Annotated in this window: 20 protein-coding genes and 1 pseudogene; 14 read left to right on the forward strand and 7 right to left on the reverse strand. The window is 70.5% G+C overall.

Features of this window, described 5'->3' with window-relative positions; all coding sequences use genetic code 11:
- Together O6P37_RS28140 and O6P37_RS28145 are read left to right on the forward strand one after the other, a co-directional pair.
- Nucleotides 1-370 (forward strand): MmpS family transport accessory protein (locus tag O6P37_RS28140; protein ID WP_269897171.1); only part of this gene is annotated, 370 nt, incomplete at its 5' end.
- Nucleotides 370-1,053, forward strand: a complete 684-nt coding sequence (locus tag O6P37_RS28145; RefSeq protein ID WP_269897172.1) for a DUF2561 family protein — start codon at nucleotides 370-372, stop codon at nucleotides 1,051-1,053. The genes O6P37_RS28140 and O6P37_RS28145, both read left to right, overlap by 1 nt.
- 124 nt (nucleotides 1,054-1,177) lie before the next feature.
- On the opposite strand, the gene qcrB is transcribed toward O6P37_RS28145, so the two are convergent.
- From qcrB to ctaE, 4 genes are read right to left on the reverse strand one after another with little or no spacing between them, the layout of a single operon-like run.
- A complete protein-coding gene (qcrB, locus tag O6P37_RS28150) occupies nucleotides 1,178-2,857 on the reverse strand; it encodes a cytochrome bc1 complex cytochrome b subunit (protein ID WP_269897173.1) in 1,680 nt (559 codons plus the stop codon).
- A complete protein-coding gene (gene qcrA / locus O6P37_RS28155; protein WP_269897174.1) occupies nucleotides 2,854-4,104 on the reverse strand; it encodes a cytochrome bc1 complex Rieske iron-sulfur subunit in 1,251 nt (416 codons plus the stop codon). The genes qcrB and qcrA overlap by 4 nt, the downstream gene beginning before the upstream one ends.
- Nucleotides 4,101-4,922: a cytochrome bc1 complex diheme cytochrome c subunit gene (gene qcrC, locus O6P37_RS28160; protein ID WP_269897195.1), complete on the reverse strand. Its 822-nt coding sequence runs from the start codon at nucleotides 4,920-4,922 to the stop codon at nucleotides 4,101-4,103. Before qcrC ends, qcrA begins: the two co-directional genes overlap by 4 nt.
- 23 nt (nucleotides 4,923-4,945) lie before the next feature.
- Nucleotides 4,946-5,557 carry an aa3-type cytochrome oxidase subunit III gene (gene ctaE, locus O6P37_RS28165; RefSeq protein WP_269897175.1) on the reverse strand — a complete coding sequence of 204 codons (612 nt, stop codon included), beginning with the start codon at nucleotides 5,555-5,557 and terminating at the stop codon, nucleotides 4,946-4,948.
- 67 nt (nucleotides 5,558-5,624) lie between these two features.
- Between ctaE and trpD the strand changes: the two genes are divergently transcribed.
- Entirely contained in the window at nucleotides 5,625-6,719 is a 1,095-nt protein-coding gene (trpD, locus tag O6P37_RS28170) for an anthranilate phosphoribosyltransferase (RefSeq protein ID WP_269897176.1), read from the forward strand.
- On the opposite strand, the pseudogene O6P37_RS28175 reads toward trpD, so the two are convergent.
- A pseudogene (locus O6P37_RS28175) lies at nucleotides 6,657-8,438 on the reverse strand (DEDD exonuclease domain-containing protein); the annotation flags it as partial. The gene trpD and the pseudogene O6P37_RS28175 sit on opposite strands and share 63 nt — an antisense overlap.
- 115 nt (nucleotides 8,439-8,553) lie before the next feature.
- Between O6P37_RS28175 and O6P37_RS28180 the strand changes: the two are divergent.
- From O6P37_RS28180 to O6P37_RS28195, 4 genes are all read left to right on the forward strand, one after another.
- On the forward strand, nucleotides 8,554-8,823 hold the full coding sequence (locus O6P37_RS28180) for a hypothetical protein (RefSeq protein WP_269897177.1): 270 nt from the start codon (nucleotides 8,554-8,556) through the stop codon (nucleotides 8,821-8,823).
- Between the two features lie 152 nt (nucleotides 8,824-8,975).
- Nucleotides 8,976-10,091, forward strand: coding sequence for a peptidoglycan hydrolase RipC (ripC, locus tag O6P37_RS28185; RefSeq protein WP_269897178.1), 1,116 nt, complete (start codon nucleotides 8,976-8,978; stop codon nucleotides 10,089-10,091).
- A gap of 80 nt (nucleotides 10,092-10,171) precedes the next feature.
- Nucleotides 10,172-10,942 carry a peptidase gene (locus O6P37_RS28190; protein WP_269897196.1) on the forward strand — a complete coding sequence of 257 codons (771 nt, stop codon included), beginning with the start codon at nucleotides 10,172-10,174 and terminating at the stop codon, nucleotides 10,940-10,942.
- Entirely contained in the window at nucleotides 10,939-12,066 is a 1,128-nt protein-coding gene (locus O6P37_RS28195) for a glycosyltransferase family 4 protein (protein WP_269897179.1), read from the forward strand. Before O6P37_RS28190 ends, O6P37_RS28195 begins: the two co-directional genes overlap by 4 nt.
- Here O6P37_RS28195 and O6P37_RS28200 read toward each other — a convergent pair.
- Nucleotides 12,063-13,862, reverse strand: coding sequence for an AMP-dependent synthetase/ligase (locus O6P37_RS28200; RefSeq protein ID WP_269897180.1), 1,800 nt, complete (start codon nucleotides 13,860-13,862; stop codon nucleotides 12,063-12,065). The two genes, O6P37_RS28195 and O6P37_RS28200, sit on opposite strands and share 4 nt — an antisense overlap.
- A gap of 96 nt (nucleotides 13,863-13,958) precedes the next feature.
- Here O6P37_RS28200 and O6P37_RS28205 point away from each other — a divergent pair, with 96 nt between their 5' ends.
- The 5 genes from O6P37_RS28205 to O6P37_RS28225 all read left to right on the forward strand — a co-directional run bounded on the left by O6P37_RS28205 (nucleotide 13,959) and on the right by O6P37_RS28225 (nucleotide 17,328).
- Nucleotides 13,959-14,351 (forward strand): polyketide cyclase / dehydrase and lipid transport, encoded by a 393-nt coding sequence (locus O6P37_RS28205; protein ID WP_269897181.1) that lies wholly within the window; start codon nucleotides 13,959-13,961, stop codon nucleotides 14,349-14,351.
- A gap of 66 nt (nucleotides 14,352-14,417) precedes the next feature.
- Nucleotides 14,418-14,855 carry an SRPBCC family protein gene (locus O6P37_RS28210; RefSeq protein WP_269897182.1) on the forward strand — a complete coding sequence of 146 codons (438 nt, stop codon included), beginning with the start codon at nucleotides 14,418-14,420 and terminating at the stop codon, nucleotides 14,853-14,855.
- Nucleotide 14,856: 1 nt separating this feature from the next.
- Complete coding sequence (locus tag O6P37_RS28215) at nucleotides 14,857-16,122, forward strand: ArsA family ATPase (RefSeq protein WP_269897197.1); 1,266 nt, start codon at nucleotides 14,857-14,859, stop codon at nucleotides 16,120-16,122.
- Nucleotides 16,119-16,520, forward strand: a complete 402-nt coding sequence (locus O6P37_RS28220; protein WP_269897183.1) for a hypothetical protein — start codon at nucleotides 16,119-16,121, stop codon at nucleotides 16,518-16,520. The genes O6P37_RS28215 and O6P37_RS28220 overlap by 4 nt, the downstream gene beginning before the upstream one ends.
- Before the next feature lie 82 nt (nucleotides 16,521-16,602).
- A complete protein-coding gene (locus O6P37_RS28225) occupies nucleotides 16,603-17,328 on the forward strand; it encodes a lysophospholipid acyltransferase family protein (RefSeq protein ID WP_269897184.1) in 726 nt (241 codons plus the stop codon).
- 1 nt (nucleotide 17,329) lies between these two features.
- On the opposite strand, the gene O6P37_RS28230 is transcribed toward O6P37_RS28225, so the two are convergent.
- The gene (locus O6P37_RS28230) at nucleotides 17,330-18,607 is read right to left on the reverse strand and encodes a glycosyltransferase 87 family protein (RefSeq protein WP_269897185.1); all 1,278 of its coding nucleotides are present in this window, start codon (nucleotides 18,605-18,607) and stop codon (nucleotides 17,330-17,332) included.
- Nucleotides 18,608-18,702: 95 nt separating this feature from the next.
- Here O6P37_RS28230 and O6P37_RS28235 point away from each other — a divergent pair, with 95 nt between their 5' ends.
- Together O6P37_RS28235 and O6P37_RS28240 are read left to right on the forward strand one after the other, a co-directional pair.
- Complete coding sequence (locus O6P37_RS28235; protein WP_269897186.1) at nucleotides 18,703-19,608, forward strand: hypothetical protein; 906 nt, start codon at nucleotides 18,703-18,705, stop codon at nucleotides 19,606-19,608.
- Entirely contained in the window at nucleotides 19,608-20,105 is a 498-nt protein-coding gene (locus tag O6P37_RS28240) for a polyadenylate-specific 3'-exoribonuclease AS (RefSeq protein ID WP_269897187.1), read from the forward strand. Before O6P37_RS28235 ends, O6P37_RS28240 begins: the two co-directional genes overlap by 1 nt.
- Nucleotides 20,106-20,108 lie beyond the last annotated feature (3 nt).

The raw sequence follows: 20,108 nt of genomic DNA on the forward strand, positions 1-20,108 counted from the left end.
GCCCCCGCCGCCCGCCAGCGAGGCGCCGCCGCCTCCGCCGCCGCCACCGGCCCCCAGCGAGGCGCCGCCGCCTCCGCCCACCACCACGACGCCCGCGGGCCCGCGACAGGTCACCTACTCGGTCACCGGCACCAAGGCCCCCGGCGACATCATCTCGATCACCTACATCGACGCCGCGGGGCGGAGCCGCACGCTGCGCAACGTCTACATCCCCTGGTCGTTCACGGTGACACCGATCTCGCAGTCGGAGGTGGGCTCGGTGCAGGCGTCGAGCCTGCTGCTGCTCAGCAGACTCAACTGCTCGATCACCACCAGCGACGGGCAGGTGCTGTCCTCCAACTCCGGTAATTCACCCCAGACGAGCTGCTGATGACATACGCCGACATCGACCCGCGCCGCGACACCGGGTCCACCGACAACCTGGACCGGATCCTGTTCGCGGCGTGCGCCGTGATCTGGCTGATCGCGCTCGGCACCGCGGTGGCCGCCACCGTCGCCCTGGTCGATCTCGGTCGCACACAACAGCCTTCGGGCGACGGGTCGGGGACCCCGTGGCTGCTCTACACGGTGATCGTGATCTCCGCGCTCGTGATCATCGCCGCGATCCCGCTGCTGCTGCGGGCCCGCCGCACCGCGCTGGACGGCCCGGCGCCGGCTCCGGCACGGCCCCGCCGGGTCGAGGACAGCCGCGCCGCTCCCGCCGTCCCGCCCCGCGGTATCGAGACCCCCACCGGGAAGCTGCGGATGTTCGGGCCGCCTCCGGACCCCGCCGTCCGTACACCCGGCTACGTGTCCGCGGTGGCGCCGCACCGGCAGGAGCCCGGCTTCCCCGCCGCCGCCGTCGACCAGGTGTATCTGCGCTTCGCCCTGACGGTCGCGTGTGCCCTCGGTGTGGCGAGCGCCGCGATCGGCGCCGCCACCTATCTGATGGCCTCCGACAGCGACACCCTGGCCTGGGTGAGCTACGGCATCACGGGCCTCGTGACGCTCGCCTCGCCGGTGATCCCGGTGTACTACCTGCGCGAACTGCGCGGCCTGCTCAACACCCGCTGATCGACGGGTCTCCGGGTCGGGTTCGACCCGGGCCGCCGTCAGCACCGACCCCCGACAGCACTGAGCCCGGCCGCCTCGACATCCGGCGACCGGGCTCAGTGCTTGTCGTGCTGGTCAGGACACCTCAGTGGTGGCCGTTGGTGTGCCCGTTGGACGAACCGTTGGCGTGACCATTGCTGTGACCATTGGTGTGGCCGTTGGTCGAGCCGTTGCGGTCCTGGTGCTCCTTGAGTGCCGTGAGCGACTTGCGCTCCGAGGCGTGCGCCGCTTCGGTGAGCGCCTCGTTCTCGACCGTGGGGTCGGCACGCAGGAAGCTGCCGCTGCCGGGGGAACCGGCCAGGCCCAGCTTGTTCATCCGCTTGGGCAGCGCGGCGCCCTGGTACTCCAGCGGCAGGGGATGGCCGTGGTCGTCGACCGGCCCCAGCGGCTGGTGCAGCTCGATGTAGGCGCCGTGCGGCAGGCGTTTGATGATGCCCGTCTCGATGCCGTGCTCGAGCACCTCACGGTCGCTGCGCTGCAGCGCGATCGCCCACCTGTAGGTGATGTAGTAGACGATCACCGGCAGGATCACCAGGCCGATACGGGCGATCCACGTCGTCGCGTTGAGCGAGATGTGGAACTTCAGCGCGATGATGTCGTTCATGCAGGCGAAGGTCAGCAGGATGTAGATCGAGATGGCCATCGCGCCCAGCGCGGTGCGGACCGGGGCGTCCCGCGGTCGCTGCAGCAGGTTGTGGTGGGCGTTGTCGCCGGAGAACTTCCGCTCCAGGAACGGGTAGACCGACAGCAGGCCGAACACCGCACCCATCAGGACGGCGACCCAGACACCCTGGGGGATGGTGTAGTTGCCGATGTAGAACTCCCACGCCGGCCAGATACGGATCAGGCCGTCGGTCCACATCATGTAGAAGTCGGGCTGGCTGCCCGCCGACACCTGGGACGGTTTGTACGGCCCCAGTTGCCAGATCGGGTTGATCTGCAGCAGACCACCCATCAGGCCGAGGATGCCGACGGTCACGGCGAAGAATGCGCCGGACTTCACCGCGAAGACCGGCATGACCCGCACGCCGACCACGTTGGTCTCGGTGCGGCCGGGGCCGGGGAACTGGGTGTGCTTCTGGAACCAGACCAGGGCCAGGTGCACGCCGATCAGCGCCAGGATGATGCCGGGGATCAGCAGGATGTGCAGCGCGTACAGCCGGGGGATCAGGATGTCGCCGGGGAAGTCGCCGCCGAACAGCGCCCAGTGCATCCAGGTGCCGACCACCGGGATGCCCATCGTGATGCCCGACAGCGCGGCGCGGATGCCGGTGCCCGACAGCAGGTCGTCGGGCAGCGAGTAGCCGAAGAAGCCCTCGAACATCGCCAGGATCAGCAGCAGGCTGCCGATCACCCAGTTCGCCTCGCGGGGCCTGCGGAACGCGCCGGTGAAGAAGATGCGGGCCAGGTGGACCATGATCGACGCGGCGAACAGCAGCGCCGCCCAGTGGTGGACCTGACGGACGAACAGCCCGCCGCGGATCTCGAAGGTGATGTCGAGGGCGGTCTCGTAGGCACGCGACATGCCCACACCGCGCAGCGGCTGGTAGACGCCGTCGTAGGTGACGTGTGCCATCGACGGATCGAAGAACAGCGTCAGCCAGACACCGGTCAGCAGCAGGACGAGGAAGCTGTACAGCGCGATCTCGCCGAGCAGGAACGACCAGTGGGTGGGGAAGACCTTGTTCAGCTGTCGCCGCACCGCCGCGGACGGGTGGTAACGCGAGTCGATCGCATCACCCTGCGCCGCGAGTTTTGAACTCATGCCTTTGTCCTCCGTTCCCAGAAGGCCGGCCCGACTGGCTCGATGAAGTCGCCGTTGGCGACGAGATAGCCGTCCTGGTCGATGGTGATGGGCAGCTGCGCCAGTGCACGCGCCGCGGGGCCGAAGATCGGCTTCGCGAAGTGCAGGGCGTCGAACTGCGACTGGTGGCACGGGCACAGGATGCGGTTCGTCTGCTGCTCGTAGAGCGAGGCGGGGCATCCCAGGTGCGAGCACACCTTGGTGTAGGCGAAGAACTCGCCGAAGTTGAAGCTCTCCTGGTTCTTGCGCTTGACCACCTTGGCCATGTCGCCGGGCCGCAGCCGGATCAGCATGACGGGGTTGCGCACGCCCATCGAGATCTCGACGAGGTGGTGTTCGGACTCGACGGTGGTGCCGTCGCCGTCGGATTCGCGCCACGGGTAGACGGTCTCCATGCCGCCGGCGTCGAGGTCCTCGGGCCGCATCTTGACGAAGGGGGAGGAGCCGACCTCGCCGGTCGCCCGCGCCAGGAAGATGGTCTCGCCCTGGAAACGCGGGGTCCATCCGGAGGTCCACAGCACGGCTTTCATGCCCTCTGCGGTGGGCACCACCGGCTTCCACGGGTTCTTGATCAGGCCGCCGAGGAATGCCACCAGGGTACCGAGGCCGAAGGCGCCCATGCCGACGCCAAGCGACATCACGATCAGCTTGCGGCGCTTGATCGTCGAGGCCTCGAGCGCGTCGGTGAGGTTGGCCGCGGCGGTCTTGCGCTGGATCTCGGCGGAGCGCCCGTCGTGGCGCTGCTGGATCGAGATCTCCTCCGGGATGAACTTCTTCTGGAAGAGCACCGCGCCCACGCCGATGGCCAGCACCGAAAGTCCGAACGTCAGGCCGTAGAGCGGGGTGGCCAGCGAGTAGACGAACTCACCCGCCGACCCGTAGGGCTGGTACTCCCACGGCCAGAAGAGGAAGACCACCAGCAGCGCCAGGCCCGAGACACCGCCCAGCAGAAGCCAGTTCGCGACGGTGCGCTCGGCACGCTTCTCGGCCCGGGTGCCCGGCACCGGCCAGCGCGGCTCCTTGTAGATGGTCTCGACGCCGTCCAGGCGACCACCGAGCTCGACGAGTTCCTCGCGGGTCATCTCGGCGAGTTCGGCGTCGGTGGGCTGGCCGGGCACACCGGCGTGGCCCGGGGCGTCGGTGCCCTTCGGGGTGTCGTCGGGATCGCCGTCGCGGCGGGGATCGCCGTCGGCTCCGCGCTCGGTCATGCCCGTGCTCCGATCCAGAGGGCCGCAGCGATGACGGCCACCATGCCGATGATCCAGGCCGCCATGCCCTCCGGCGCGGGGCCGAAGCCGCCGAGGCCGTAGCCGCCCGGGCTCGGCGTCTCGGCCGACTCCCGGACGTAGGCGACGATGTCGCGCTTCTCTTCCGGCGAGAGCTGGCGGTCGGAGAACTTGGGCATGTTCTGCGGGCCGGTCATCATCGCCGTGTAGATCTGCGATTCGGTGGCGTCACCGAGGTCGGGGGCGTACTTGCCCGACGACAGGGCGCCGCCCTTGCCGGTGAAGTTGTGGCAGGACGCGCAGTTCAGCCGGAACAGGTCACCGCCGCGGGCGACGTCGTCGCCGATCAGGGACTGGGAGGCGATCTGGCCGTTCTCGTCGCGGGGCACCACGGGGCCACCGCCGGTGGCCTGCACGTAGGCGCCCAGCGCGTCGATCTGCTGCTCGTCGAAGTTCGGCGGCTTGTCCGGGGCCTGCGCCTCGCCGCGCATCGCCGGCATGCGGCCCGTCGAGACCTGGAAGTAGACCGCCGCCTCGCCGGTGCCGATCAGGCTCGGCCCGCGGTCGGCCACGCCCTGCAGGTTGGCGCCGTGGCAGCTCACGCACGAGGTGTCGAAGAGCTGCTTGCCGGTGCGCAGCAGTGCCGACTGCGACTCGTCGGCGACCGCCACCTGCGGCGTCGGAGTCAGCGTCGCGGCGACGCCACCGGCGACGCCGAGTCCGGTCAGCAGCAGCAGTGCTGCCGACAGACGCCGTCGCAACCGGCGGCGGGACTTGGTGGTCATCGAACCCCTTCTCATCGGCGCAGGACGCGAGCTCTCGCTCATCGGACGAAGTAGATGACGGCGAACAGGGCGATCCACACGATGTCGACGAAGTGCCAGTAGTACGACACGACGATCGCCGCGGTGGCCTGCGCCGGGGTGAACTTGCTCATCGTGGTGCGGGCGAGCAGGAAGACGAAGGCGACCAGGCCGCCGATGACGTGCAGCCCGTGGAAGCCGGTGGCCAGATAGAACACCGTGCCGTAGGCGCTGCCCGGGATGGTGGTGCCCTCGTGGACCAGGTGCATGTACTCGTAAGCCTGTCCGAGGACGAAGAACAGGCCCATCGCGAAGGTCAGCAGGTACCACCGCCGCAGCCCGAACACGTCGCCGCGCTCGGCGGCGAAGACGCCCATCTGGCAGGTGAACGACGAGGCGATCAGGACCAGCGTCACGGGCACCGCGAGCATCAGGTTCAGCTCGGTGGGCTCCGGCGGCCAGTCGCCACCCGCCTGCGCGCGCGCAGTGAAGTACATCGCGAACAGGCCAGCAAAGAACATCAGTTCGCTGGACAGCCAGACGATGGTGCCGACACTGACCATGTTCGGCCGATTCAGCGAATGCACGCGGGAGGTGATGGCGGTTCCCGAGGTGCCCACAGCGCTCGTCACACATGAAGTATGACGCTTTGTAGTTGTTGAACTCCACCCGGGTCGAGCAATTCGTCATAATCTCGGGGTGGTCAATCCCGAGCCGTCTTCGCGTCCGTCGTCCCTCGCATCCGCCGGTGCGCCAACGTGGCCGCAGGTCCTGGGCCGCTTGACCACCGGTCAGGCCCTTCCGTCGGGCCACGCCGCCTGGGCGATGGACCAGATCATGACGGGCGCCGCGACCCCGGCGCAGATCGCCGGCTTCGGCGTGTCGATGAAGATGAAGCGTCCCACGTCGGCCGAGGTGACCGAGTTGGCGGACACGATGCTCAAGCACGCGCGGCGGGTGCCCACCGACGAGATCGGCACCGACAGCGTCGATGTGGTGGGCACCGGGGGAGACGGGTCCAACACGGTGAACCTGTCCACCATGGCCGCGATCGTCGTGGCGGCCAGCGGCGTCCCGGTGATCAAGCACGGCAACCGGGCCGCGTCGTCGCTGTCCGGTGGGGCGGACACGCTCGAGGCGCTCGGGGTGCGCATCGACCTCGGGCCCGACGAGGTCGCCCGCAGCGTCGCCGAGGTCGGCATCGGGTTTGCCTTCGCGCCGCAGTTCCACCCGTCCTACCGGCACGCCTCGGTGGTGCGCCGCGAGATCGGCGTGCCGACGGTCTTCAATCTGCTTGGCCCACTGACGAATCCGGCTGGTCCGCGGGCCGGCCTGATCGGCTGCGCATGGGCCGATCTCGCGGAGGTGATGGCCGGGGTGTTCGCCACGCGGCGCTCCAGCGTGCTGGTGGTGCACGGCGACGACGGCCTCGACGAGCTGACCACGACGACCACGAGCACCATCTGGCGCGTGCAGGCCGGCATGGTGGAGCGGCTCACCTTCGACCCGATGGCCTTCGGGTTCAAACGCGCGGAGCTCTCCGAGCTCGTCGGCGGGGACGCCGAGGCGAACGCCGCCTCGGTGCGGTCGGTGCTGGCCGGCGCCACCGGCCCGGTGCGCGACGCGGTGGTGCTCAACGCCGCGGGCGCGATGGTGGCGCACGCCGGCCTAGCCAGCGACGCCAAGTGGGTGCCCGCCTGGGAGACGGGGCTGGCGCGCGCCTGCGAGGCCATCGACTCCGGGGCGGCCGAACAGCTGCTCGCGCGTTGGGTGCGGTTCACTCAGCAGCTCTGAGCCGTCGAGGGCCTGTTCGGCCGCGATCCGGGCCGAACGCGCCGACGCGGCCCACTCCGCCCACCGGCCGGCGGACCCGGCCGTCGACGCCCACCCCGGATCGCAGCGCACGATGCGCACGCCGGGCTGGGTCAGCCAGCGGGCGATCAGGGCGGTCTCCTCGACCAGTGCACCGCCCAACGGGGCCGCGGCGGGCAGCACCACCTGAGCCGCGGTGCCCAGGGCCTCCACGACGGGCATGGGCGGCACTCCGGGCCCCGCACAGCCCGCTGCCGCGAGCCTGCCGTGCCGGACCACCGCGAGATGCCAGCCGCCACTGCCGTCGGCGCGGGCGGCGACGAGTTCGGACTGGGCGGCCAGCGCGTGCAGCCGCTGACCGCGCCACAGCACCTCGATGGCCGCCGCGGCGTGGTCGCGCAGCCGGGCGGCGATCTCGTAGCGGCCCGCGGCGGCCAGCCCGGTGAGGTGGGCAAGCATCGCGGCCAGCGGGGTGTTGTCGCGACCGGCGATCAGGTCGGCGGCGCGACGGGGGGTGGCGGCGTAGTCGGCCGCGGACAGCTCGCGCGGCGCCGGGCAGGGGGAGAGTTCGCGCTCCGGGCACGACGGACCGTGCAGCGCGGAGCGCGCCAACCGGGCGGTGCAGGTGCGTACGCCGGTGAACCGCGACAGCAGATCCGCGGTCTCGACGGCGTCGGCGCGGGACCGGAAAGGCCCGACGGCGCAATCGGTCCGGGGCGAGCGCACCACGGAGAACCGCGGGAAGGCCTCGTCGGTGAGCACCAGCCACCACCACCGGTGCGGGAACTTCGACCGGCGGTTGTAGGGCGGTGCGTGCGCGGCGAGCAACCGCAGTTCTCGCACCCCGGCTTCCAGGTCGTGGGCGCACTCGACGTGGTCGACGGCGGTGGCCAGCGACGCCATCTCCTTCATCCGGGTGCGCGGATCGGCTCCGTTGAAGTACTGACCCACACGGCGGCGCAGGTCGACCGCGGTGCCCACGTAGAGCACCTCGCCGCCCGGCCCGCGGAACAGATAGACCCCCGGCCGGTGCGGCAGCGGATCGGCCAGCGCCCGGTTGCGCCGCTGTGCCGGCGTGACGTCGGGCAGGTACGCCTTCAGCTCCGCGTAGGTGTGGATGCCCTGGTTGCCGACGCGTTCCATCAGTGCGTGCAGGACGTCGACGGTGGCGCGTGCGTCGTCGAGCGCGCGGTGGGTGGGGGTGGTGGCGGCGCCGAACAGCCGGGCCAGCGCCGACAGCTTGACGCTCGGGGCCTCGTCGCGGGTGAGCACCCGGCGCGCCAGTTTCACGGTGCACAGCACCGGCGGCCGCGGCCAGGCGAGGCCGCAGCGTTCGGCGGCCGCCCGCAGGAAACCGATGTCGAAGCCGGCGTTGTGGGCGACGAGCACGGCCCCGCGGGCGAATTCGAGGAAGGCGGGCAGCACGGAGTCGATGCGCGGCGCGGCGTAGACCATCGCGGAGGTGATGCCGGTCAGCGCGACGATCTGGGGCGGGATCGCACGGCCGGGGTCGACCAGGGTGGCGAGTTCACCGAGCACCACTCCGCCGCGCACCTTGACCGCGCCGATCTCGGTGATCATGTCGCAGTTGTCGCCGGCGGCGCGGCCGCCGGTGGTCTCCAGGTCGACCACCACGAACGTGGTCTCCCGCAGCGACAGGTCAGCCTGCGGATCGACGTCGGCGAAGCTGAGCTGCCCCATGGGCGTCAAGGTAGGCAATCGCACCGACAGCGGGCGGTTGCCACGCGCAGCCCGGCGAACTTGTCGGGGGGCGCCGATACGGTGCCGACAACACCCCGAAAGAGGAGGGCCCACGATGGGACAACCCCTGGTTCCCGACGGCACCCCGTCCAACCGGCTCGATTCCGCCCGAACCGACGCGGACGGCACCGTGGTGATCGACTGCGACGACTGTGCGGTGCGCGGCCCTGGCTGCCAAGACTGTGTCGTGAGTGTGCTGCTCGGGGTGCCGGAGACGTTGCTGATGGACGAGCGCCGCGCCCTGGAAGTGCTGGCCGACGCGGGACTGGCGCCGCGGCTGCGCCTGGTTCCGATTCACCGGCAAAGAGATTCGGGCGTTGCCTGACGACACGCATCACCACCGGCCTGGAAAAAATTCCCCTGACAGCTGTTAAATTTGCGTCTCCTGTTGGACAAGCCCGATGCCGTTTCGTAACCTATCTGAGACCTGAGAGCAGTTCGAGGCGGCTCGTTACGCCAGTTTAAGGACGCAAAATCTTGAGGCTCGCTCGCGCGCACTGGAGAAATCGTGCTGTCACCCGACTTCTTGCCGGTGCAACGATCGGTGTGACGATGTTCGCCGCCGCGCTGACCTCGAGTGTGCAGGCCGACCCGGCCGCCGATGCGCTGGCAAAGCTCACCGAGCTGTCCCGGCAGGCCGAGCAGACCACCGAGGCGATGCACGCCGCGCAGCTGGATCTCAACGACAAGCTGGCAGCGCAGCAGACCGCCGAGGCGAGGCACACCGCCGACGTCGCCGCCGCAGACGCCGCCGAGAATCAGCTGGCTACCTTTCAGGGTGCCGTCAACCACGTTGCTGCGGCGCAGTACATGGGCGGCCGCACCGACGGTCTGAGCGCCATCCTCACGGCGAACTCCCCGCAGCAGTTCATCGACCAGCTTTCGGTGCAGCGGGTGGTTGCCACCGAGATGTCGGCGCAAATGAGGAACTTCAAGACCATCAGCGAGCAGGCCGCCACCGCCCAGCTGGCGTCGGCGGAATCGGCGGCGGCCGCCAAGACCGCCGCCGAACAGGCCGCCGCGGTACGCGCTGACCTGCAGAACAAGCAAAGTCAGCTGCAGGTCCAGATCGCGATCGTCAAATCGCAGTACGAGGCGCTGACGCCGGGTCAGCGGGAAGCGCTCGCGGCCGCCCCGCCCGCGCCCGTCCCGCCGCCGCCCGCCGCGCTGCCGCCGAACGACCCCGCCGTGGTGGCCGCTCCTCCCGGCGCGATCCCGCCCGGTGACCTCGCCCCGCCTGCCGCAGGCGGCCAGGGCGCCGTCGCGGTGCAGGCGGCACTGAGCCGGATCGGCTCGCCCTACTCGTGGGGCGGTTCCGGCCCGAGCGCGTTCGACTGCTCAGGCCTGGTCATGTGGTCATTCCAGCAGGCCGGCCTCTCGCTGCCGCACTCCAGCCAGGCGCTGGCCCGCGGCGGTCAGGCGGTGTCGATGGACCAGATGCAGCCCGGCGACCTGGTGACGTACTACTCGGACGCCTCGCACGTCGGCATCTACATCGGCGGCGGACAGATGGTGCACGCCTCCACCTACGGCACACCGGTGCGCGTCGCCCCGGTGGACAACGCACCGATCTACAACGTCCGCCGGTACTGAGGCCGGGCGTCATCCCCGGCGCGGTCGGGCCGTCCTTGTCTGCCAAACGCCTGCTGCTCGCGGTGCTGCTGGCCGAACTGATGTGCGCGCTGCTGCTCGTCGACCGGTCCGGAGCGCCGACCGTCCCGGACACCGCCGCCCCTGACGCGCAGACCTCCACACTTGCCCCGACGACACGTGCGCTGCCCGGCGGGCGTACCGCAACGCTGATCGCCGTCGGAGGACCGGACAGCGCCGCCCTCACCCGCCGCATCGCCGATGAGTTGGGGCCCGCCGCCGACGCGGTGACCGCATTCTGGGGCCCGGACTGGCGACGCGACATCGTGGTGGCGGTGGCGGGCTCCGACGCGCAGTTCGCCGCACTGGCCGCGCCGACTCCGGGTGCGCCGACCACCGACATCGCCGCCGTCACCACCGCCGACCGGATCCTGTTCGCGCCCGGTGCCGCCGCGATGACCGCGCGGGCGCTGCGAATCGTGCTGCGCCACGAGCTGTTCCACTACGCCGCACGGGCCGACACCGCGGCCGACGCGCCGCGCTGGCTGACGGAGGGGGTGGCCGACTACGTCGCGCGCCCCGCTCCCGCCGCGCCGCCCGCGGCCGACGTGCCCGCCCGGCTGCCCACCGACACCGATCTGGACACGGCCGGGCCGGTGCGCTCGCTCGCGTACGACCGGGCGTGGCTGTTCAGCCGCTACGTCGCCGACCGGCACGGAATCGCGGCGTTGCGCGCGCTGTACCTGCGCGCCTGCGGCCCGGGGCACCCGGACGTCGCGACGGCGGTCCGCGACACCCTCGGCCAGAGCCTGCCCGAGGTGGAGGCCGGCTGGCGGGTGTGGCAGGCGCGGTGACCCGGGTCCTGCTCGTCACCAACGACTTCCCGCCCCGCCGCGGCGGCATCCAGGCCTACCTCGAGGAACTGGTGGCACAACTGGTGGCGGCCGGTTCGCACACGCTGACCGTGTACGCGCCGACGTGGTCGGGATCCGAGGACTACGACCGCGCGGCCGGATACGAGGTGGTCCGGCATCCCACCACGCTGATGCTGCCCGAGCCGTCGGTGGCGGCCAGGATGCGGGCGCTGATCCGGCGCCACGACATCGAGACCGTGTGGTTCGGCGCCGCGGCGCCGCTGGCACTGCTGGCGCCGCTGGCCCGGCGGGCCGGCGCAGGCCGTGTGCTCGCCAGCACCCACGGTCACGAGGTGGGCTGGTCGATGCTGCCGGTGGCCCGAACGGCGTTGCGTCGCATCGGCGACGGCACCGACGTGGTGACCTACGTCAGCCAGTACACCAGGGGGCGGTTCGCATCGGCGTTCGGTCCCGCCGCCGCACTGGAGCACCTCCCGCCGGGCGTCGACACCGACCGGTTCACACCGGACTCGGCCGCGCGCGCGGAACTGCGCGCCCGCTACGGCCTGGCCGACCGGCCCGTGGTGGTCTGCCTGTCGAGGCTGGTGCCGCGCAAGGGCCAGGACATGCTGATCCGGGCACTGCCCGAGGTGCGGCGGCGCGTCCCGGGGGCGGCGCTCGTCATCGTCGGCGGCGGCCCGCACCGGGACGCCCTCGAGCAGCTGGCCGTCCGGCACGGTGTCACCGACCACGTGGTGTTCACCGGCGGTGTGCCCGCCGCCGAACTGCCGGCCCACCACGCGATGGCCGACGTCTTCGCGATGCCGTGCCGCACCCGCGGTGCGGGCCTCGACGTGGAGGGGCTGGGGATCGTCTACCTGGAGGCCTCGGCGACCGGCGTCCCGGTGGTGGCCGGGCGGTCCGGCGGCGCCCCGGAGACGGTGCGCGACGGCCAGACCGGGACGGTCGTCGACGGCCGCGACATCGACGAGATCGCCTCGGCGGTCAGCGACCTGCTGGCCGACCCCGTCCGGGCCGCCGCGATGGGGGCCGCGGGCCGGAGCTGGGTCGTCGACCAGTGGCAGTGGCGCACCCAGGGCCGCCGGCTGGCCGGACTGCTCTAACCGGACCCGTAGAGCGCCTCGATGTCGGTGGCGAACTTCTCCGCCACCACCTTGCGCTTGACCTTCAGGGTCGGGGTCAGTTCGCCGGTGTCCTCGGTGAAGTCGACGGACAGGATGCGGAACTTGCGGATCGCCTCGGCCTTCGAGACCGCCTGATTGGCCTCCTTGACCGCCGAATCGATCTCGGCGACCAGGTCCGGGTCGTCGGTGAGGTCGCCGACGGAGGCGCCGCTGTCCTTGCCGTTGCGCCCCTTCCACCCGTCGAAGGCCTCCGGGTCGATGGTGATCAGCGCACCCACGAACGGCTTGGCGTCGCCGACGGCCATCGCCTGACTGATCAGCGGATGTGCACGCAGCTGGTCCTCGAGTACCGCGGGCGCGACGTTCTTGCCACCCGCGGTGACGATGATCTCCTTCTTGCGTCCGACGATCGTCAGGAAGCCGTCCTCGTCGAACGCGCCGAGGTCACCGGTGTGGAACCAGCCGTCGGAGAAGACCTTGTCGGTCTCCTCCTGGTTGTTCCAGTAGCCGCTGAACACGACGCCGCCCTTGACCAGCAGCTCGTCGTCCTCGCCGAGGCGCATGCTGTTGCCGGGCAACAACTTTCCGACCGAGCCGATCTTGATGTCGCCGACCCGGTTGACCGTGATCGCCGCACTGGTCTCGGTGAGGCCGTAACCCTCGTAGATCGTCAGCCCGACGCCGCGGTAGAAGTGGCCGAGCCGGGCGCCGAGCGGGGCGCCGCCGGAGATCGCGGCGCGGCAGTCCCCGCCGAGCGCAGCGCGCAGCTTGCCGTAGACGAGCCGGTCGAACACCGAGTGTTTGGCCCGCAACGCCAGCCCCGGCCCGCCGCCATCGTGTGCCTTGCTCCACTCGATCGCCGTGTTGGCCGCGATCTCGAAGATGCGGCCCTTGCCGTCGCTGCGGGCGTTCTGCTCGGCGGTGTTGTAGACCTTCTCGAACACCCGGGGCACCGACACCACCAGCGTCGGCTTGAAGACGCCGAACAACGGCACGAGGTTCTTGATGTCGCTGGTGAAGCCGAGTGTCACCTTGCTCGTGAACGCGGCGATCGTGATGGCCCGGGCCAGCACGTGGGCCAGCGGCAGGAACACGAGCATGCGTTCGCCTTTGGCGAGCTGATCGGGGAAGCACGCCTTTGCGCCCCGGATCTCGTAGAGCAGGTTGGCGTGGGTCAGCTGGCAGCCCTTGGGCCGGCCGGTGGTCCCCGACGTGTAGATCAGCGTGGCGGGATCGGCTGAGGAGATCGCCGCGAGCCGGTCGGAGAGTTCCTTGGCGTCCACCGTCGCGGCGTCCTGCGCCAGCGCGGGCAGCGCGGGTTCGGCGCCCTCGATGCGCAGCACCGTGTGCAGCTGGGACAGCTCGCCGGCGAACTGGTCGATCTTGTCGGCGTGGGCATCGGTCTCGGCGAAGACCGCCACCGCGCCGGAGTCGGCGAGCACGTGACGCACCTGCTCGGCCGAGGAGGTCTCGTAGATCGGCACCGTCACCGCGCCGGCGGCCAGGATGGCCAGATCGATGATCGTCCACTCGTACCGGGTCGCCGAGAGCAGCGCCACCCGGTCGCCGGGCTTGACGCCCCGGGCGATCAGACCCAGGGCGGTGGACCGGATCTGGTCGGCGGCCGCAGCGCAGGTCACGTCGACCCAGGCGCCGTCGACGAGGCGGCTGAAGATGACGTGGTCGGGATCGTCGCGCTCGTGGGCGAACGCGACACCGACGACGCTGTCGTGCTCGTCGACGGTGAACTCGGCAGGAACGCTGAACTCGCGCACGGTGCTGGCCTCCCGGCTCTCGGCTTGCTGATGTGCGGCCTCAGCCTAGTCGGCCGACCCGGCCCGGCGGAGGAGCATATGTGAAGCTTGAAGGCGATGAACAGCATCCAGATCGCCGACGAGACCTTCGTGGCGGCAGACCCGGCCGACGTCGGCCGCGCGGTCGCCGATCCGGCGGCCTGGCGGCGGTGGTGGCCGGATCTGCGGCTCACCGTCGTCGAGGACCGCGGCGCGCAGGGGCACCGCTGGACCGTGACCGGCGCGCTGACCGGGACCATGGAGGTATGGCTGGAGCCGGCGCTGGACGGGGTGATCCTGCACTACTTCGTGCACGCCGAACCGTCGGGAGCCGCGGCGTGGCAATTGGCCCGGATGAATCTGGCCAAGCTCAATCATCAACGCCGCGTCGCCGGTAAGAAGATGGCGTTCGAGGTCAAACAGACGCTCGAGGCGTCGCGGCCGGTGGGGCTGCCCCGGCAGACTTCATAGTCCTCTTCCCGGCCGCGCGGTTGGGACGAGGTGGCCGGGGTAGATTTCGTGCCGAGGAGGGTGCAGGTGGCGGACAGAACGGCACAGACGATCTACATCGATGCCGATCCGACGACGGTGATGGACGTGATCGCCGACATCGGCTCGTATCCGGACTGGGTTGCCGAGTACAAGGAAGCCGAGGTTCTCGAAGCCGACGCGAAGGGCAACCCGAAGACCGCACGGCTGGTGCTCGACGCGGCCGTGCTCAAGGACACCATGGTGCTGGCCTACGAGTGGCAGTCCGACCGCACGTCGGTGACCTGGACGCTGGTGTCGAGTTCACTGCTCAAGGCGCTGCAGGGCGCGTACCGGTTGACGCCCAAGGGAACCGGCACGGACGTCACCTACGAACTGTCGGTCGACCTGGTGATCCCGATGATCGGTCTGCTCAAGCGCAAGGCGGAGCGCCGGCTGACCGACACCGCGTTGAAGGACCTCAAGAAACGAGTCGAGGCTGACTGACCTGAGTGACCGGCCACCGGCCACCCCCGCCCGCATCAGTCTCTTCGTCGGCAAGGGGGGAGTGGGCAAGTCGACGCTGGCCACGGCGACCGCGGTGCGCGACGCGCGTGCAGGCCTGCGGGTGCTCGTCGTCTCGACCGACCAGGCCCACTCCACCGGCGACGTGCTCGGCGCCGTGGTGGTGCCCACCGGACGCCGCGAGCCCACCCGGGTGCTCGCCGAACTGGACACCGGCGACGCAGGCGGATTCCTCGACGCGCTGGCGCTCGACACCCTCGCCCTGCTGAGTGAGCGCTGGCGTGACGTGGCCTCCACCGTCGCCACGCGGTTCCCCGACTCGGATCTCGGAGAGCTTGCCCCCGAGGAACTCTCGGCGCTGCCGGGGGTGCAGGAGGTGCTCGGCCTGCACGAGGTCGGCGAGCTGGCCGCCGAGGGCACCTGGGACCACGTCGTGGTGGACTGCGCCTCGACGGCCGACGCGCTGCGGATGCTCACCCTGCCCGCCACCTTCGGCCTCTATCTGGAACGGGCCTGGCCCCGCCACCGGAGGTTGTCCACCGCCGCCGACGACGCGGCGACCACCGCCGTCATCGCACTCGTCGAACGCATCGATGCCGCCACCCGCGAGTTGAGTTCGCTGCTGTCCGACGGCTCGCGGGTCAGCGCACACCTGGTGCTGACCGCCGAACGGGTGGTGGCCGCCGAGGCGGTCCGCACTCTCGGTTCGCTGGCGCTGATGGGTGTGCGGGTCGCCGAGCTGGTGGTCAACCAGTACCTGGTGCGCGACGACTCGTTCGAGTACCGCAACCTGCCCGAGCATCCGGCGTTCGAGTGGTATGCGGCGCGGATCGGCGAGCAGCGGGCGGTGCTCGACGAGCTCGACGCGGCGGTCGGCGACGTCGCGCTCGTGCTGGTGCCGCATCTGCCCGGCGAGCCGATCGGACCGAAGGCCCTCGGCGAACTGCTCGAGGGCGCCCGGCGCCGCGACGGGTCAGCACCGCCGGGGCCGCTGCGGCCGGTGGTAGACCGGGAATCCGGCAGCGGCCTCGAAGCGGTGTACCGACTGCGACTAGAGTTGCCTGCGATCGACACCGGCGGACTGTCGTTGGGCCGGGTCGACGACGACCTGATCATCGGCGCCGGCGGTATGCGGCGCCGCGTACGGCTGGCATCGGTTCTGCGGCGGTGCATCGTGACCGATGCGCAGCTGCGGGGCCATGAGCTGACGGTGCGATTCCGACCGAACCCGGAGGTGTGGCCTGCGTGAGCGAGTCCGACACCGGCGCCGCGGGGCGGCGACACCAGAACCTGGCGCCCGAACTGCGGGCACTCGCCCAGGCCGTGCTCGACCGCCTCGATCCCGCGGTGCGGTTGCTGGCGGCACGGGCGACGTCGAGCGGAACGCCGGGCGCGTGCCAGCAGGTGTGGTGCCCGGTGTGCGCACTCGCGGCGCTGGTCAGCGGCGAGGAACACCCGCTGCTGAGCGTGGTCGCCGAGCACAGCACGGCGTTGCTGACGGTGGTGCGTGCCGTGGTCGAGGACATGGGCCCCCCGCCGGACCCCGACCGGCCTCCGCCGCCGCCGGGTTCGGCGCCGCAGGGGCCGCCGCAGGACCAGCCCGCGCCCGGTCGCTATCAGCACATCCCGGTCACCGTCGAGGAGTGACGTCCCGTGCTGTGGTCCGTTCCACAGTGCCTGGGTAAAGTTGTCGCCGAGCACCGTCAGGTGCGTCCGATGGGGAGGATCCATGTGGTATTGGCTCTTTAAGTACGTCTTCATGGGCCCACTGCTGTCGTTGCTCGGCCGCCCGAAAGTCGATGGGCTCGAGCATGTTCCGACCTCAGGTGCGTGCATCCTGGCCAGTAACCACCTGGCGGTGGCGGACAGCTTCTACAAGTGCCTCGTGGTCAAGCGTCGCATCACCTACCTGGCCAAGGCCGAGTACTTCACGGGCACGGGGCTGAAGGGCTGGTTCCAGCGCTGGTTCTACACCGCCGCCGGCCAGGTGCCGATCGACCGCACCGACGCCGACGCCGCGAAGGACGCTCTGAGTGCCGCGGTGCGGATACTCAACGACGGCAAAGTGCTCGGCATGTACCCGGAGGGCACCCGCTCGCCGGACGGCCGGCTCTACAAGGGCAAGACCGGGCTGGCCCGGGTGGCGCTGGAGACCGGGATCCCCGTCATCCCCGTCGCGTTGATCGGCACCGACGTGGTCAACCCGCCCGGCAGCAAATTCTGGCACTTCGGACGCGTGCAGGTGAAATTCGGCAAGCCGATGGACTTCAGCCGCTTCGAAGGGCTGGCAGGCAACCGGTTCATCGAGCGTGCGGTCATCGACGAGGTGATGTACGAGCTGATGCAGCTGGGCGGCCAGGAGTACGTGGACCTCTATGCGGCCGACGTCAAGGAGGGCACGGCAGACACCGAGACACCGCCGGCCGCCCGCATCCCTGAGGCCGCCGCGGGCTGAGTCAATTCGCGGCCGGGACCGGCGCCGCGTCGGGCGTCGACCCGGCCGGGTCCGCCGCGGCGGCCCGCACCATCCCCGTCACCACGATGACCGCGAGCGCCCACCACACGTAGGACCCACCGGCCAGCTGGCGCCACAGCGAGGCCGCCGCCTCGCGGTGCGCGGGCATCAGGGTGATCGGCGTCCACACCACCAGCGCCACCCCGGCCGCCGAGACCGCGGCCAGCGCCGCCGACCTGCGCCGGACGGCGGTCACGCCGGTGGCAAGCACGGCAGGCAACACCCACACCCAGTGGTGTGACCAGGAGACGGGTGACACCACCAGCCCGAACATCGCCACGCAGATCAGGGCGAGCACCTGTTCCCCGGCGTTCAGCAGCCGCCGCCCCGCCCACACCGTCAGCCCGAGCACCGCGAAGCAGCACGCCGCCCACACCGCGAACCGGACGTCGTCGCCAAGGCCGAGGCGGGCCAGCGTGCCTGCGATGTTCTGGTTGGTGTTCAGCGTGGCGGCGCCGATCCGGTCGGTGTTGCTCACCGTCTCGGTCCAGTACTCGATCGAATCCCGCCAGGCCAGCGCGAATCCGACCAGGGTGGCCACCGCGACCGACGCCGCGGCCGTGAGCAGTGCGCGGGTGTCGCGGCGCAACAGGAAGTACAGCAGGAACACCGCGGGCGTCAGCTTGAGTGCGATCGCCAGGCCGAGCAGCATGCCACGCGGCCACGGGGTGCGCCGCGGCACGCAGTCCGCGATCACCAGCGTCATCAGCACGACGTTGATCTGCCCGAAGTCGAAGTTGGCCCGGATCGGTTCGAGGTAGACGACCGCGGGCGCCACCATGGCGGCCGCCAGCCAGGCCCTGCGCAGCCACGCGGGCTCCGCCGTGACCGTGGTGTCCGGCCAGACGTCGAGCCGGGTGAGCACGATGGTGGTCGACACGATCAGCAGCACCAGCGTGGTGGCCGTGATCGCCGTGCTCGCCGCGGACAGTGACAGCCACGCGAACGGGGCGAACGCGATGGCGGACAGCGGCGGGTAGGTGAACGGCAGGTCGAGACCGCCCTCGGTGTGGAAAATCGCCCCGTCGGCGTACAGCGGCCGGCCGTCGAGCCAGGCCCGGCCGCCCATCCGGTAGACGTCGACGTCGATGCGGTAGGGGACGTGGCCCAGCAGCCGCCACCCGGCCCAGCCCAGGGCGGCAAGGGTCAACAACTGGAACAGCCGCCACGCGATGGTGGGACCCCAACCAGCCCCACCGGGCGACTGCCGAGTACTCATGTCGCCGAACAGACTATCGGTGGGCTACGGCGCACCGGGAAGCCATGCCGGACCCGACACCGAATTCGGCGCGCAGGTCGGCGTAAGTTTTCTGCGTGCACGTGACCTTCGATCTGGACTTCGTCACCGCGGGAGTCACCCGGGACCGGCTGCCGCTGGTGTGTTGTCTGGTCGCATTCATCCTCACGTTCTTCGTGACCCGCACGATCGTCCGCTACATCCGCCGCAACGCGGACAACGATGCACCCCGCAAGTGGTGGCAGCCCCGCAACATCTCCACGGGTGGGAGCGGGTTGCACATCCACCACGTGGTGATCGGCGTGATCCTGGTGATGATCTCCGGTATCGCCATGGTGACGCTGGCGGTGAACGGGGGAGTACCCGAATTCACCGTCGCGGCCATCGGGTTCGGTGTCGGCGCGGCGTTGGTGCTCGACGAGTTCGCGCTGATCCTGCATCTGTCCGACGTGTACTGGTCCGAGGACGGCCGCACGTCGGTTGATGCCGTCTTCGCCGCGGTGGCGGTGGCCGGCCTGCTGGTGGTGGGGTTCAACCCGCTGTCGTTCTTCGACATCGGCATCTGGCGCGACGACCACTCCGTGGCGGCGCGGGCGTCGGTGATCGCCATGGCGGTGCTGACCCTGGCGCTCGCCATGATCGTGCTGTTCAAGGGCAAGGTGTGGACCGGGTTGGTGGGTATGTTCATCACCCCGCTGCTGTTCGTCGGCGCGATCCGGCTGTCCCGGCCGCACGCCCCGTGGGCAAGGTGGCGCTACACCAACCGGCCGCGCAAGATGCATCGCGCCCTCGAGCGCGAGCGCCGGCTGCGGCGGCCCGTGGTGCAGGCCAAGCTGTGGTTGCAGCACGTCGTCGCGGGCGAACCGCAGTTCCCCGAGGACGCCAAGGTCGACGCCGAACTCGACCGCGAGATCCACGCCGCCCCGGCGCCGGGACCCGGTCCGGCGATCAGGCCCGCGCGCGACCACGGGCGGGTCGCCTGATGCGGTACTTCTACGACACCGAGTTCATCGACAACGGCCACACGATCGAGCTGATCTCGATCGGCGTCGCGGCTGAGGACGGCCGCGAATACTACGCCATCTCAACGGAATTCGATCCTGACCGGGCCGGCAGCTGGGTGCGTAAGCACGTACTGCCCAAGCTGCCGTCGCCGGCTTCGCCGCTGTGGCGGTCACGGCGGCAGATCCGCGCCGAGCTCGAGGACTTCTTCGGCATCGACGGCGACGACACGATCGAGCTGTGGGCGTGGGTCGGCGCCTACGACCACGTGGTGCTGTGCCAGCTGTGGGGGCCGATGACCAGCCTGCCGCCGGCGATGCCGCGGTTCACCCGCGAACTGCGCCAGTTCTGGGAGGAACGCGGGTCGCCGCGGATGCCACCCCGGCCACGTGACGCCCACGATGCGCTGGTCGACGCGCGGCACAACCTGCTGCGCTTCCAGACCATGACCGGCCTCGACCGTCGTCCGCAGGGCTGACCT

This window comes from Mycobacterium hippophais (assembly GCF_027529605.1).
In the GTDB taxonomy this organism is placed as follows: Bacteria; Actinomycetota; Actinomycetes; order Mycobacteriales; family Mycobacteriaceae; genus Mycobacterium; species Mycobacterium arseniciresistens.